At 38.9% G+C, this 14,701-nt stretch carries 7 protein-coding genes; all 7 read right to left on the reverse strand.

Going from position 1 to position 14,701, the window contains the following annotated elements:
* Positions 1-223: 223 nt before the first annotated feature.
* The gene (gene menA / locus HXT58_RS03325; protein WP_004119308.1) at positions 224-1,309 is read right to left on the reverse strand and encodes a 1,4-dihydroxy-2-naphthoate octaprenyltransferase; all 1,086 of its coding nucleotides are present in this window, start codon (positions 1,307-1,309) and stop codon (positions 224-226) included.
* Positions 1,310-1,363: 54 nt separating this feature from the next.
* Complete coding sequence (locus HXT58_RS03330; protein ID WP_116971466.1) at positions 1,364-2,137, reverse strand: energy-coupling factor transporter transmembrane component T family protein; 774 nt, start codon at positions 2,135-2,137, stop codon at positions 1,364-1,366.
* Positions 2,138-2,163: 26 nt separating this feature from the next.
* Complete coding sequence (locus tag HXT58_RS03335) at positions 2,164-4,128, reverse strand: ABC transporter ATP-binding protein (protein WP_415705900.1); 1,965 nt, start codon at positions 4,126-4,128, stop codon at positions 2,164-2,166.
* Positions 4,129-4,351: 223 nt separating this feature from the next.
* The gene (locus tag HXT58_RS03340; protein ID WP_004107001.1) at positions 4,352-4,978 is read right to left on the reverse strand and encodes a hypothetical protein; all 627 of its coding nucleotides are present in this window, start codon (positions 4,976-4,978) and stop codon (positions 4,352-4,354) included.
* Positions 4,979-5,538: 560 nt separating this feature from the next.
* Positions 5,539-6,966 carry a glycoside hydrolase family 3 protein gene (locus HXT58_RS03345; protein WP_415705898.1) on the reverse strand — a complete coding sequence of 476 codons (1,428 nt, stop codon included), beginning with the start codon at positions 6,964-6,966 and terminating at the stop codon, positions 5,539-5,541.
* A 52-nt stretch (positions 6,967-7,018) separates the two neighbouring features.
* Positions 7,019-8,701, reverse strand: coding sequence for a VWA domain-containing protein (locus tag HXT58_RS03350; RefSeq protein WP_415705896.1), 1,683 nt, complete (start codon positions 8,699-8,701; stop codon positions 7,019-7,021).
* Positions 8,702-8,880: 179 nt separating this feature from the next.
* Positions 8,881-14,694, reverse strand: a complete 5,814-nt coding sequence (gene pulA / locus HXT58_RS03355) for a type I pullulanase (protein ID WP_421775605.1) — start codon at positions 14,692-14,694, stop codon at positions 8,881-8,883.
* Positions 14,695-14,701 lie beyond the last annotated feature (7 nt).

Below are 14,701 nucleotides of genomic sequence, written 5' to 3' on the forward strand. Positions count from 1 at the left end.
CTCACTTCATTGCCACACATTCACAGGGCAACATCGCCATGCATCTTTAACATGGCGCTCACGCAACGGCACACTCACAAACACTAGTGGAAATTGCGCATCATAACACAATTTGCAAGTCATTAAAATACCGCACGCGCACCATGTTCGTGTCAATTAATAATATCATAAGAATTGCAAGACGCGCGAACAAGCACATACAATTAGCACTATTTTGCTTATTTTATATAATCGCAGATAATAATACAGCCAGCGCACCAAGTATTGCCTGAGCAACGCACATAGGAAAAGCGTTCTTGTAATCACCTATAAGCACACATTTAGTAAACTTATAAGCTTTAATTGCAATGACTAACAATAAGAGCCACTGAAAAGCAGCAAAAAATAAATGCCATGAAGTATTGCATACAATCGCACTAAAACTGAGGAAAACTTCAACACTATAAAAGCGCCATATTGATGGCACTGCAGAAGGTAACACAATAATCAAAATAGAATATGCGATCAATAGAACAGCAGAAACAATGCTCATAGCAGCGCATAAACGCCTACCATTGCGCTCACCAATTCTAACCATAGCAGTTATTTTTCCATGCTCTTTATCGCTTTTAATATCTCGAAGATTGTTTACCATCATTAAGCAAGCCGAATAAGCACCAGGAATGCAAGATATTAGCAAACAAGCCAAAATCCTTTGCCCGCCATTAATAAATATACTAGTTTCTGGAATACCAATTCCATATGTAATTGCGCATAACGAACCAATAAAAGGAACAGGACCGAAAAATACAAACGCACTTACTTCTCCCCAACCTTTATAACCGTAAGGATGTTTACCCCCGGCATAAAACCAGGCTGCAGCAAAGCACGCAATTCCAAGTAAAATAAACCAATATATTCCAGTTCGCAAAACAATAATCAAACCAAAAATACAAGAAATAAAAGCAGAAATTATTACAGCTTTAAGCACAGATTTCGGGGAAATTCCAGCATTTGCAAGGCGCCAAGATACATCGCATAAAGGCTTTGAATTATTGCTACTTAAAGCACGCAAACTACGATTCTCATCCAAGCCATTCAATCCGTCACAATAATCATTGGCATAATTGACGGCGATTTGCATAAACGCAGCAACCATGCAGCACAAGAAAAATTGTATAAAACATTGCTCTAGATGCATAATTGGTTCTTCAAAATACGAAAATCGCATCATTCTAAATGAAACCGCAAACGCCATAACAACAGGAACTAAGCCTATTGGAAGCGTGTAAATTCTTGCACCCTTAAGCCAAATTTTTACACTTTTCATCAAAAGCCTCATAAATTATTTATGATTTATTTATTTATGATTTACACAAATATTTTACACTAAATTTGGCAAAAAGACTGAAGTGCATATTGGTAAAGCAATAATAAGTGCAGAAATAACTAAAGACAAGAATCCACGCCATCCGAATGGGTATTTGTAATACGAAGACTTGCGTGTACGCAAATAAAAGCCGCGCTCTTCCGCTGCTAGCGCAGAACTATCTGCTTTACGCACTGAAGAAACCAAAAGAGGCACAATAAGAGGCATCATAAGTTTTAATTTTTTAAATGGATTTTTACTATCGTATTCAACTCCGCGAGCCATTTGAGCTTCTGTGATTTGAGACATTTCTTGCGCAAAAATAGGCACAAAACGAACCGCAGTAGTTATAGTAAAAGCATAACAATATGGAATATGCAAATATTGGACTACAGCATTTGCAAGATCGTTTAATTTAGTTACTGTTAGCACTGTAACAAGAGGAAAAGCAAAACAGAACAAACGCAAAGAAGCTTTCGCTCCAATATCAATACCTCTTAACGTAAACCATAGAAAAATATAGTTCCCACTTTGAGCAATAACAGTTTGTAGCAAAAACATTACGCAAGAAATTATTAGCATAGCTTTAATAAGGCCAAATAATGTTTTAACAACATGAGTAAAAGCCATGCCAACAAAAATAATAACAGCTAGCGCAATAAGTACAGAATACTGTTTAGCAATAAATACGCTTATTACAATACTCGCAGCAAGAATTAGCTTCGCAATAGGGTTTGTGCGGTGAAGGAATGTGTTGCCTGATTGATATGTTAATAGTCTCGTTTTCATAAATATCAGATGCCTTTATTTTACTTCTAACTATTCTGCTGATTATGCTGCTTATTCTGACTAAGTTTTGCGATTTTACCAAAACGCAACGCTTCAACTAATTCTTTTCGCGTATACAATCCATAGCATTGCTTAAAACCGTTAGAAACCAAACCTTGGCAAACAGCACACAATAATGGTGGATATAAAGAAGCAGCTGAACAGACGTCTGGTTTTTCAAAAACATCATGCGCTGAACCATCAATAATAAGCTTTCCATCATTAATCGTTATAAGTCTAGTTGCATAATCAAGCACAACTTCCATATCATGACAAACCATAATCACGCAACAACCGTGAGCTCGCAACTCCTCAACCACTTGCATAATTCTCACGCATTCATGGTAATCAAGCCCACAAGTTGGTTCATCGAGAACAAGTATTTTAGGACGCGTTACGACAGTTGCAGCCAATGCCACCATTTGTCTCTGCCCTCTAGAAAGCATGAATGGGCTGTCAGTAGGATTTAAGTCAAGTTTCTCAATAATTTCCATTGCATGCGTTTTCGCCTGACTAGAATCTTCACCAATTAAAATACAGCTCAACTCTACTTCTTCAAGAACAGTCTCTTTACATAATTGATGATCAGGATTTTGGAATAATGTCGCAACATATTTTGCTATTTGACTAATTCGCAATGGCTTGGTGTCGATACCATCAATTGTTACACTACCTTCAGTAGGTCTTAGTAAACCGTTAATAATTTTTGTAATAGTAGTTTTTCCGGCACCGTTTTTACCAATTAGTGCGATCAATTCACCAGCATAAGCATCAAATGAAATATCTTTTAGAGCCTTGACATCATTTGCATAAGCAAAACTCACATGATCTATTGAAAGGCATGGCTTATCAGTATTATTAACTGCATTGTTAGCTCTTTTAGAATCTTCTTTATTAAGTTCTAAATCAGCTTCTGCATCATGCGCGTAATCGCTATTAGAAAGTTTAGAATAATCAGAATGCAAAGTTTTAACAATAGTATTTACAGTTTCTTCAACGCCAACACTAAGAGGTGCTGGATCACAAATTTGTTCATCTTGTAATTGTTTAAGCAATCGCGTAGTACGTGGATAATTAATACCTACTTTACGAAGTAACTCTATATCTTTAAGAGCTTCGCAAACAGGAGCATCGAGAACAAGCTCACCTTTAGAAAGCACTATAAGACGCTTGCAATATTCACTTAATAAAGCTACTTTTTGCTCAATCACTACAATAGTAATACCAAAGTTTTTATTCAAATCACTTAAAACGTCGAAAATCATACGTGAAGAAACTGGATCCAGCGCACAAGTAGGCTCATCTAAAACCATCACTTTAGGCCTTAAAGCCAAAATAGCAGCTATTGCGACCTTCTGCTTTTGACCTCCAGATAGCGTGTCTAAATCACGATTCCGCAAATTGCTAATACCAACAGTTTCTAGTGCATTTGCTATACGCTCAGGAATTTCATCGTGCGAAACTCCGAAGTTTTCTAAACCAAAAAGCAACTCATCTTCAACGTTTGCAGCAACCATTTGCGCATCAATATCTTGAATAACAGAGCCAATTAAACAAGCAATATTAGTGAGCTCAAGAGTAGTAGTGTCATGACCAGCAATTCTGACAGTTCCGAAAAACTTTCCCGAATAATGGTGAGGAATTGCTCCAGAAAAAAGTGAAGCAAGAGTTGTTTTACCAGACCCAGAAGGTCCAATAATTCCAACGAATTCACCTTGATGAATACTAAGGTTTACTTTATGAAGAGCATAGTTGCAATTATCTTCATTGTCTTTTTTATCTTTATTTGCAACACTTTCATCACTATGAGTATCGTAACGAAAAGATACATTGCTTAATTCAAGCAATGGCACTTCTTTTACTGATTCATCACTTTTTTTCATAGGCTCTTTACACGGTTCGGCAGAATCAACTAAATGATTATCTGCAACATATTTTTCTTGCTGAGACATAACATTCCTAACTCTAACACACCGAGCAAACGCTAAAAAATTAATAACACAAAAACACAAGTTGACATCAATCATATTAGACTGATGCCAACTTGCTTTTATACCTTTATATTTATACTTCTATGACTTTATACATTTATACGCATTAAACACATTCGTTAATAATGATGTATAACGTGCAATTAAACATGCAATCATAAGAATTTCTTAGTTACATTATTTATTATTTGTGCAATACAAGTCGCAATGGAGTATAAAGAATTTCAACAATAATCGCATTAAATGCAGCAGTACCAAAAATAATTGGCATCATTACGATTACCATGTTTGGAGAATGAAGAATAAAGTAAGCAGCAATAGAAGCGAAAATGCAACCAGAAATTACTGTTGTAACAAAAGTTGCAATAAATGGGAAAACACTTACTTTACGAGCAGCATCCTTTGGGAAGAGATGGACATATCCAATTAAAATAGCTGTCATAATAATTGCAGCAGGAATGTCACACGCATATTCAAGGAATGGAATCGAAGTATTAAGTTGGATTAATGTTGCAGCAAGAGCTCCAATAATAGCTCCTTGATAAATCTTTGGACGAACCAACAAAATCGCCAAGCAGAATGAAGCAATAACAAACTCAGGCTGGATATTTCCAATAGAAAGAGGCTTGGCAACAGTAAAATCAAGAATGCATCCTGCTGCAAATAGAACTGCAACCAGCACTAACGAAGTAATATTTAGTGCATGATTCTTAACTTTCGCATTTTTCATCATTACCGACGCAACATCAGCAGTTGCATTTGCGACGCCGCTAGTAGCTTCCATAACTTTTTCATTAGTTTCATTAGCCATGATTTCTCTCCTTGTTTAAGCTTCATATTATTTGAATACAAAGCTATCGAATATTTTGTTGTGATTTGTGATTTGTGATTTGTGATTTGGTTATTTTGAAATTTAAGGCTTGTATACAAAAAGACCCCCGGGGCTTACCCGGAGGTCTTTTACAAGCTTTTATACGCAGCTTCTAAAACTTCAGAGTAAACTCACGCCAAAGAGAAGACTGCCACCACCACATACGTGCAGCATTAAGAGTATCGAAAGATTCAGCATCCATGTTCATGTTAAGCATGATGTCTGCCTCCTTAACTCATTAATACTAACTGTGGTTCACGCACAAACCCCAACCGAAGTATTCGATATTTGTTTGTGTTGGAAATGATGCTAACACCATAAAAGTACAAATGCAAACATTTTTTCAAAAATATTCTCCTAATGAAATAATTATTACAAAAATATTTATGAATTTATTATTCGTAAATCCTTATTTTGCAAAGAAAATCTCCTTTTAAATAAAGAAACTCCCGAAATAATGTAAAAGAAAAAATTTACTTAAATAAATGCAACACGCTGATTCATTTAGTTATTTTAGAATTTTTTACATTTTGACTCTTTAATTTCTGAGCAATTTGCAATTTTACTGCAATAATTCGCTTTACAGACTCATCAATTCGAGACTCAGGTATATCACCTTGACGAACTGCATTAACAACAGAATAATACGCTTGACGCAAATTTGCAGGAGAAAGTAATATATCGATGCCTGCTTTAATTCCTGTAATTGCAGCAACTCCAGGAGAATAGCGCAACGATATTGCGCCCATTCCTAAAGAGTCAGAAATAAGAATACCTTTATAACCAAGCTTTTTACGAGCTAAACCAGTAACAATTTTCTCAGACATGCTAGCAGGAATATCATCACCTGTAATCTTCGGATACGACACGTGACTGACCATAATAAACTTAACACCAGTGTCTACAGCATCTTTGAATGGTACTAAATCTATTTTTCTTAACGCAAGTGGAGTTTGGTTCGAAACAGTAACGCCTTTGTGAGAATCCTCAAAAGTTGAGCCATGACCAGGAAAATGCTTATACGTGGCAAAAACGTGATGCTCTTGCAAACCGTCAGTAAACGCATCTGTCATATTTGCAACTAGCGAAGCATTAGAGCCGAATGAACGCTTGATCATCAGGTTATTATCCGGATTAGTAATCACATCAGCAACTGGAGCAAAATCAACATTAAAACCTAAATTCGAAAGATAATTGCCAATGTAAGCACCAGTTTTATAAGCTTTGCGAGTTTTCTTAGTCGCTCCAATATCCCTCATATTAGGCGAGGAATTAACACCCATTTGAGGATTTGAGCTAACTCGCGCAACAGTGCCACCTTCTTCATCAACAGCTACTAAAGCAGGCAGTGACACTCTAGATTCGCTTATTGATTGCAACCCAGAAATCATTTGCTGAGTTTGATTAGGATTCTGAATATTCTCCCTGCTATACATTATTCCGCCAACAGGTATGGAATTAAACGACTGCTGCATTTGCGAGCCAGAAGATACCACAGTCCCGTATGTTCCAGCTAATTCTTCAGGCTTAACTATGAACATTTGAGCAACTTTATCTTCAAGAGACATCTTTGATAGCACATTTTTAACAACACTGCTATTAGGGTCAATCCCCCGTCTTGCTTGCCTTTTACGTGCTTGCTTTAGTGCTTCAAGTTTTTTAGCCACATCCGCAGGGTTAACTGTTTTCTTACTAACATAAGTTTTAGAAGAAACATTAAAAAAATGCGAGCGCATAACAGATACTGCAGCAAACATAGATATTGTAAGTAAAACAATAGCTATAATAGCCACTAAAATAGCAGCAAAACGCTTTCTTGGAACAACACTTGCAATTTGATTATGATGCTGAGCACTACGATATTGCATAGTGCGACCATCTACATAATGCGGACTGCTTTGTAGTTTACGTGTCCTTTGCTTTCGCATAACGAGTTTCCTCTAATTCGCTAAAAATGAACCAAAAAGTAGTAGCGTAATACTAATGCCTATTTATCTCACAAACATAGCCAGTTTTACCGCTAAAGGTTTTACGCAATGTAGGAGTCGTAAATAAATCATCGCGCTGATCATTCCAAGACCACTCATCATTTAAACGCCAAAGCATAAGATAGAACTCAGGCTCTCCATCTTTATCGTTTCGACTTGGTTCTCCTGGCAACCAGTTTTCATACTTTACTTTTTCACCAGTAACCCAGTGCGCAAATACGTCACCATTCTCACGTTGCGAAGTATAACCGCCAATCCACACATACTTAACGCCTTCCTTTTTCGCCATATTGATTACCTTTTTCTCTTTACTCTTACTGGTAAGAGTTACTAAGTAACCACCATCTTGCATGCATGCACTATTAGCTTCAGTCCACTTCACATCGCCCTTATGTAGCACGAAGCGAGTTGCACCCTTCTTATAATTCTTCTTCTTAATTGGCTTAAACGACAAATCATCACCAATACCACCAGACTGATGATTCTTGGAATCTGCAACCAATGCAGAAACCACTCGATCAGCATACGCATTCGAAGAAGAATCAGAATCATATTCTAAACAATAAACATTATCTTGATTGACTCGAATTCTATTCATTACCTCTTGCATATCTGAAATTGAATTCATATCCCAGAAGTAACCATTCGTTTCATTCGCAATATTTTGCAGAGTACTTGAATCAGCTTCACTAGTACCAATCAAATATACAGGAATACCTTTTTCTTTAGCTAAAGAAATAACCTCATCAGCAGTATGAGTACTCTCATTATCTTGACCATCAGTAAACGCAATTACGCAATTAAAGCCAGGATGATTAGAAGCATTAGTAATTCCGGTATAAAGTGCGTCATACAAAGCTGTCATGCCGTAAGGAGTCATATTATCAATGCCTGTAAGCAATCGATCTTTATCGTTAGTATACGTTGCCATATACATTAAGTAACTATCGAAAGATATAAGCTCTCCTGTATCGCCAACCTTATAATTAAGATTGCGCACAAAATCACTCATAGTACGTTTCATCGTATCTATAGAATCTTCCATAGATCCAGATTTATCAAGCAGAATTTCGTAATTAACACCTTGTTTATCTTTAATGCGCTCAACTTTATGGATAAGTCTTTCAGCTTCTCTGCCACCACCAATCTTCTCACGAATTGCAGCAGTAGGAGAATCAATTTCCAAAGCTTTTCCACTACTATCAGTAAGCGAAAAGTACAGTTTTACATGAGGATATTTAGATACGTCAGAGTCAACAATTTTCAACTTATAATCCGCGTATTTATTGGATTTCATAATTTCTTTTCGCAAAGTTTCGTAAGGAATTTGTTTTGGTCTCATATAATCCCAAATGCAATACCCGAAAATACTTGAAAGAATAACAGCAATCATAACAATAATAGCTATAATAATATTCCTTCGCTTCGCATCATTTTCAGCAGCAACTTGCGCATACCCGTATTGTTGTTGATACGGGTATTGTGTATTTGCTTCAGGGCGATAATACTGATTAGGAATGTTGCTGGTATAAAATACTTGCGTTTGCGCTTCAGGATGAGGCTGCTCTGCTTGCTGAGACTGAGTATTATTTGCTGGAGAAGTAATTTCTGTACCACACTGCGTGCAGAACCTTGTATTATCTTTTAAAATAGCTCCACAATTAACGCAGTACATGATTTTCTTCTTTCTCTTCCTTATTAGTAAAACATTCGCATACAGTTACAAAAAACAAACTATTTATTGATTCTATACCCTGCTTCAAACACAAAGCCGAGGATATCGCAACAAATGCAATTATCCTCGGCTTTTATAATGAGCGAACTTATTAGTTTATTTATTTACTAATAAAAACCTCACGAATTCCTATAACGCTTGTGACTCTTAATACGAAGTAGCAATACGCTCGCAGCAGCAATAAGTATTGAGCATACAGCAGTAACTACGAATATATTACTGCCTGTCGCACTTAAACTATGAAGCTGTTGCGAAACTGCATTGTTTGTTACTGTAATATCTGTCCAAGCAACTTGATTACCTTTCTCGTCAACCAAAACAACCGTATGCTTTCCGGTGTATCCAGCTGGGAATTGAGCATCAAACTGAGGCTTGCCATTAACCATGCGAACAGTCACAAACTTTGAACCATCAGCACCCTTAAGCAAACGAGGAGACGAGTAAATGTACGCGTATGCATAAACTACTCCATCGCGCTGCAAACGCTCGATGAACTCGCTGTTTACAAGATTAATTCTTACACTGTTAACAACACCTGCAGTTGCAACGTTATTGTTACCAACGCTAAGAGTTCCCTTTAATTCTGGATTAAGCTGCTGAACAGTTTTCGGAGCAACAGGTACAGGAGTGGATTCTGCTGGTTTAGTTGGCGCAGAATGCTCAGACTTTGCCGGTGCAGACTGTTCAGACTTAGCACGCGCGGACTGTTCAGACTTAGCAGGTGCGGACTGTTCAGATTGCTCAGCTGGAGTTTCAGTCTTAGACTGATCCGGCTTAGTCTGATCCGGCTTAGCTGGAGTTTCATGCTCAGATGGCTGAGGCTGAGGAGCCGGTGCCGGAGACGGTGTTGGTGCAGGCTGAGGCGTTGGCACCGGAGCCGGAGCAGGTGATGGCGAAGGCTGTGGACCAGGCTGAGGAGCCGGAGCAGGATTCACAGTACCAGGAGTTGGAGCTGGAACTGGCGCTGGTTGCGGACCAGGCTGCGGCTGAGGTCCAGGAGCTGGTGTTGGAACTACAGGAGCAGGAGCAGGTTGCTGAGGCGTTGGCGTCACAGGACCAGGACCAGGCTTAGGAGTTGGAGTCTTTTCTGCATTAAGCAACACAGCAGTCGAAAGAGCAGCAACCTTATATGTTCCGTCGGCAGAAACATTAGCCTCTTGAGCTTGAGCAGCGTCATTAACTTTGCCATTAGCAACAAGAGCAGAATACTTTCCTGCTGGAATCTTTACTTGAGTTTCAGCATTATTAGCATTGAACACTACAACGTATTGCTTATCTGCATCTTTAAGCGTGTAAGCAATTACACCATCAGGAGTGCCATCAATCATCTTCATGTTCTTGTTAATTGTTGCATAATCAAAATCACGAAGAGATTTAATGCTCTTGCGTAACTTCAACAATCCCTTGAAATAGTTCACGGAATCAGACTTTTCTGTTGCACGATTCCAATCAAGAGCATTGTCTTTATCTCCAGAATTGTAGCTATTAGCGTTACCGTTCTTAGTTCGCAAGAACTCCTGACCAAGTTGAATGAATGGCATGCCACGAGAAAGCAAAATCATTGAATTTGCAAGCTTTACTCGCTTCAATCGTACGTCTTCAGTGTCATGAGTAGCAGAAACCTTTAGCTTATCGTACAACGACAAGTTATCGTGAGCTTCAACATATTGAACAATTTGACCTGCATCAGCAAAGTGCGTTTCAGCATTACCATTCCAACACTTGATAGTACTCTTACCATCTGCAGTCTTACTGCCTGTACCAAATTGGCAACCGAGCAAATTATGCTCAAGCAAAGCCTTGGTGTCTTTACTAGTATTGCCATTGACAAAACCAGTAGACGCATCACCAAACACAGAACCCTTCGTAGAATCACGGAAGGAATCGTTAAAGAACGCTACACCTGGAATCTTATAAGCATTTGGCTGAATAGTAGACTCGCTCTTAGGAAGCACTTTATTCATATCCCAGCCTTCGCCGAGCACAATAATTGAAGGATCAATCTTATTAAGCTCAGCACGCACTTCCTGCATAGTCTTCAGGTCAATTAAGCCCATCAAATCAAATCGGAAGCCGTCAAGGTTGTAATGCGTAGCCCAATACTTCACAGAATCCAAAATATACTTGCGCATCATTTGACGCTCAGAAGCAGTATCGTTACCGCATCCAGAATTACCATTCAGAGCGCCATCCTTATAACGGAAGTAATATCCAGGAACTGTCTTGTTAAACGAATGCTTTTGCACATCATGAACATGGTTGTAAACAACATCCATAATCACACGCAAACCAGCCTTATGAAGGCCAGCAATCATTTGTTTAGCTTCCTTAACTCGCGTTGTTGGATTAGCAGGATTCGTAGAGTAAGACCCCTCAGGAACATTGTAATTTTGCGGATCATAACCCCAGTTTTGAGCTCCTGGCTGACCGTAACCCAAGTTACCTGCTTCATTCACAGAACCAAAATCATACATTGGCATGATTTGTACGTGAGTGACACCAAGCGACTTCAAATAATCAAAGCCAGAAATATTATGCTTATCTGTGGTCTTAGTACCTTCTTCTATTACTCCAAGATACTTACCACGATGAGAATCGCTAATACCAGAGTTTGGATTGATTGAGAAGTCACGAACATCCATTTCTGCAATTGTTGCGTCACTTGGATTCGTAAACTTTGGCATACGCTTTCCAGCGTTACCAGCGTCTTTATCTGCTAATACAACAGAACGCTCACCATTTACTACTGCAGCTTTAGCATAAGGATCAGCAGAAACATTCACTGTGCCATCAGCAAAATGAACTTCATATGCGTAAGCCGTATTAGCTTTGTCGCCATCAAGCTTTACAGACCATACGCCATGATTTTCTGCTTTCATAACTGTTTCTTTATCTTTTTCAGCTTTTTCAGCAGTTGACTTATAAGTAATCAACTTTACTTCAGTTGCTGTTGGAGCCCAAAGCTTGAAAGTAGTTGAAGAAGCAGAATACACAGCACCTAAATCATCGCCAGTATAAGCGTATTTCTTATCGAATTCATCGGTACGAATTACGCTAGCACCAGTTTTCGAGGAAGCAGAAAGCTTAATACCTGTAGCTAATCCCTTAATACTCAACTCATACTTATGCTTAATATTAAGGTCATTCTTGGTTTCGATAGTAATCTCTGAACCATTAGCTTTAGCAGAAGCAATTTCAACTTTCTTGCTAGGATTTTCACTAGTATCCAAAAGTGTTACGTCAGAGTCTTTTACAGAAGACACATCTCCAGATACTTTTACAGCTAACTTCTTTAAACCAGCAATATCAGCAGACATCACGTGAGCTGTAAGTTGTGGCATAGTAGCGTTTAAATACACTGTCATGTCATCTTGCATTAACCAGACTTCAGCACTACCCTTGTTTGGATCACTTGGATCTATCTTAATAGCATTGTTTGGAATACTGCGATCGCTAGGATCTTGCTGATTCCAAGCGTCAATTGGCGTAGATTTTCTAACTTTGAAACCAACACTGTCAATACCACCATCATTCTTAGCAGTAAAGGTTGCAACTTTGCCGTAATCGTCATGCGAAGTGAAGTAACGAGCAGATCCATTAGTTCCGTCGTTCCAAGTCCACATGTTCCAGCCTTCATAATCGCCAGCATTCCTGCGATAATGAACTGTTACCTTTAATTCTTTTGGCTTACTCTTAAGGTTGTCTGGAGCAGTGAACTGTGTAGTATCCGATCCGCCTGTTACCCAAGCTTCAGCAAGACCACTTGCACAGTTTTCAATAGCACGATCGCCACCGTCTTTACTCCAACCTTTTGTAGTAGTAATAAAGGAAAGTGACTTGTTTTCAAAAGCACCATCAACTTTAGTTTCAAAAACTTTGCCGAATTTATCAGTGCCATTAAACTTATGCCAAGCTCCAGGTAAATCTTTACCATCCTTGTCTTTGCCCCACAACCAAATGCCAATATCGCGAGTATCACCCGCTTTTTGTGCATAGTGGATGCGAACAGTGGTCTTTGGATTATACGCTACTGGGCAAGGATTTACTCCAACGCTACCCTTGTGATCTTGAGCTAAATACGAATCAGTGTGAGCTGGAATCTTAAAGTTATTATTATATCCTTCGTGATACCAGTAGTTTTCACCATTATTAAACACTGCTTCATAAGCTTTACCATTGGTTCTAATTGTCTTCTTATACCAACCGTCACAAGCCTTCTTCATCTCATCGCCAGGAGCCTGAGTCCAGCTTGAGCCTATGCCGTAATGAACATATACTTTTTTACCGTTAAACTTTTCGTCTGGCTTAAAGTAAATAGTTGTTGTAGGATCTTCTGGCATGCCTGCATCAGGCTTTTCTTCACCATATTTAGGATCAGATGGGTCTGTAGCAGTGCCAGCCGGATGTGTAGCTTTTGTTGCATTAACATGTAAAACTACTGCTTCGCGAGCGCCAATCTTGGTTTTAACTTCACCTTTTGCAACTTTAACAGTCTTAGAGCAGTCACCTGCAGCGTACACATTGCAATACTCACCATCAGGCAAATCAGTTTTATAAGAAACTTCTTTTTCGTCAAGCGAATTGTTTATTGCTAAGAAGCCCTTCTTTTCACGGCTAAAAGCAACGTTATTGTCTCCATCATCCTGCCAATTCGTAACTTTCGCACCTTGCACAGCATTGTAGAATCCAATCATTCCACGAATAGAAGTCCAACGCTGAGTGCACTGCCAATTGGAATCCTTACCACAAGTCACATCCGAAACAGAAATATCAGTTGCACCAGGAGCGCCATCATCATTCTTATCGAACTTGTATCCGGAATACACGTTTGGAGTGCCGTATGGCCACGCGAGCATGAACGCGTTTGCTAAAGCGTAACGACGACCATCCTTATACGTAAGCACGCTGTTACCGCGCTCTGTATCCCAATTCGTAACAAAAATAGCAGCTTTATCGCTCTTAACCATTCCGTCTTGAATTTTGTTCAGAGGCTTGCTTGCCTTAATCAGCGAGCCTTTGAAGTTTTGCTTAAGCTGGTAAGAGTAGCCAAACTCGTTAACTTCGCCTTCATTCAAATGTGCAGACGGCTGAATTTGTGCAGCTTCTGAAGAGTTGCCAATAGTCTCTTGCATCCACCAGATGTCATTAATCTTTTTGCTATCTTCAACACTTTCGTTGTATTGCTTTATAGCAGAAGCTTTAATGCCCCTCATATCTTCTGGCGAAATATGCTTAACTGCATCCACACGGAAACCAGCAACGCCAAGCTTCAACAAATCTGCAAAATACTTACCTAAAACTTGCTGAACATGCTGACTACCAGTATTCAAATCAAGTAAGCCTACAAGCCTGTGAGTCCAAACTTCTTCAGCATTCGTATAATCTTTAATATTTTCAGCACTTTGATGGAAATCGTCTTTAGTGTATCCAGCATCTTCAAAAGTCTGAGTAGACACATCATACTTACTTCCACCAACACCGACTTTATCTTTATTATCAGCGCCAGCCATGTGATTAATAACAGCATCAGCAATGATTCCAACATTTGCCGCTTTGCAAGTTTGAATCATCTGCTTAAACTCAGCTTCAGTGCCAAGTTTAGAATTTAATTTATAGCTAACAGGCTGGTAAGAAGTCCACCAGGCTTTACCTTTAATATGATCCTGCGGTGGAGACACCTGCACATACTTCACACCTTCAGGACCATAAGTTTTAGTGCACTCTTGAGCAATACTCTTCCAATTTTGCTGAAAAGCAGTAACAATAACACCTTTACCTTTAAGAGTTACATTCGAAGAAGTTTCTTTGCTATTGCTAGACTCCCCGCTAGTCACAGCGTTTGCACTACCCGTAACAGCAAAACCAGTTACAAGCATTGCAACAGACGTAGCAACAGCAACCATCTTCGATGCAAAGTGTCGACGATGACTCATCAGTATC

It is taken from the genome of Gardnerella sp. KA01000, from assembly GCF_049244035.1.
Taxonomy (GTDB): Bacteria; Actinomycetota; Actinomycetes; order Actinomycetales; family Bifidobacteriaceae; genus Bifidobacterium; species Bifidobacterium leopoldii.